Consider the following 1,455-nt stretch of genomic DNA (forward strand, 5'->3'; position numbering starts at 1 on the left):
GGAACGCCGAGGAAGGTTGAAGGGATTACATCGAGGAAAGTATGCGTCAGTCCCATGGCGAAGAGGGCAACCGCGCTTAGGCCGAAACCGCGGAGCATTGACGCCAAAGTGTTCACGTGGATTCCAGAGGTTATTCCCGTGAAAGTGCCGAGCAGGAGGCCTAACAGTGCTTCCCGGAGCAAAGGTCCTCACCCGACTGAACTTCAAACGCCGGCTTCCCCCGGTAGGTCGTGAAGAAGCCGTATGCCGTTACGCTCTCGTTTTCAGCCAGAGAGACGCCGAGCCTCGATGGGAGCTTGAGGAGAACTGAACAGGTGCCGTTGGTTACGTTCGCTATCCCAAAGCCGTTCCTGTAAACCTTTACCCAGGCGACCTTTCCCGAGATTCTCGCGAAGGAGCCTTCGTTGAAAGAGCATATCTCGTTGGGCAGCTCTTCCCTCGGCCTCACGACGGAGCAGTTCAAACAGAGCAAACTGGACTTTCTCCTCAGGGCCCCGAAACGAACCGTGTCGCCGGTTCTCGCGCTGAAGCCGTAGAGCTTCAAGCTCGTGCAGTCGAGCTTCAGGTAGCGGGAAGTGGCCTTGACGACGGGACATTCACCGGTGGCTATATCCCCGATTTCCGCCAGATTGAGGGGTTTCTCCTCGGCAGGCCCGAGGACGTTAACGTCGTCGCCAGAATTCACATAGAGGGCGATAGTAGAGTAAAGCCTCACAACGCCGAGGACTTTGACGCGAAGACCCGGTCTGAGGGAGAGGCCGTGGGGGAGGTAAACCCTGAACTCCTCGCTCCCGTTCCAGACCGTTGCGGGGTTGCCGGGGTAGAGAACGACGCCCTCGAGGGGATAGGGCATGCCGTTTCTGGGTTCTCTCAAATAGCTAAGCTCCTTAACATTGAGGGGATAGAACTTCAAGCCGTAGGTCAATCCCCTAAGCCTTACGAGGCTTCCCTTTGAGACGTTGAGTGGGTAAGCGAGGCGAACCCTTGAGGGAGTTAGTAGAATCGGGCCGTTGGAATACCAGTAAGCCCCTTCAACGCTCTCAAGGGGGAACGTCGCGTTTGCAGGAACTACCGAGGAAGCGTCCATCCAGAGACCACGATTGGTTGCTCTGAGCCTGCCCTGAACTGTGTAGGCCTTTCCAAGTTCCAAAGACTTCCCGAGTGCGACCGTGACTGTGCCGTTGTAGAGAACAGAGATGGAGCCGGAAGAATAGACGCAGAGGCCGGTGAAGGAGTCTTTTTCTGGGGAGTAACGGCTAAGCGCAAGGGAAACGAAGAGGAGTGAGGACAATAAAACGATTATCAATAATCGTCTTTGGACCATCGAAAATAGTAAACACGGAGAGCCTTAAAAAATTTTGGGTGTCAGTAGATTTCCCCGCTCGGGTAAACGACTATGCCCTCTTCAGTTATCTCGAAGGGGTACTTCTTCATCGAGTGCCTCGTCTCACGCAT

General features: G+C 55.1%; 2 protein-coding genes and 1 pseudogene. All 3 read right to left on the bottom strand.

Translation table 11 applies throughout. The features are described from left to right. Positions 1–182, bottom strand: a pseudogene (locus MVO87_RS03025) (tripartite tricarboxylate transporter permease); the annotation flags it as partial. Beyond that, positions 161–1,324 (bottom strand): hypothetical protein, encoded by a 1,164-nt coding sequence (locus MVO87_RS03030; RefSeq protein WP_297513049.1) that lies wholly within the window; start codon positions 1,322–1,324, stop codon positions 161–163. The gene MVO87_RS03030 and the pseudogene MVO87_RS03025, both read right to left, overlap by 22 nt. A gap of 41 nt (positions 1,325–1,365) precedes the next feature. Next, positions 1,366–1,455 (bottom strand): ATPase domain-containing protein (locus MVO87_RS03035; protein WP_297552126.1); only part of this gene is annotated, 90 nt, incomplete at its 5' end.

This window comes from Thermococcus sp. (genome assembly GCF_027063845.1).
GTDB lineage: Archaea > Methanobacteriota_B > Thermococci > Thermococcales > Thermococcaceae > Thermococcus.

Bases quoted from the DNA above. Each gene is read 5' to 3' on its own strand.
- MVO87_RS03030 (WP_297513049.1), bottom strand. From the start codon at position 1,324: ATGGTCCAAAGACGATTATTGATAATCGTTTTATTGTCCTCACTCCTC.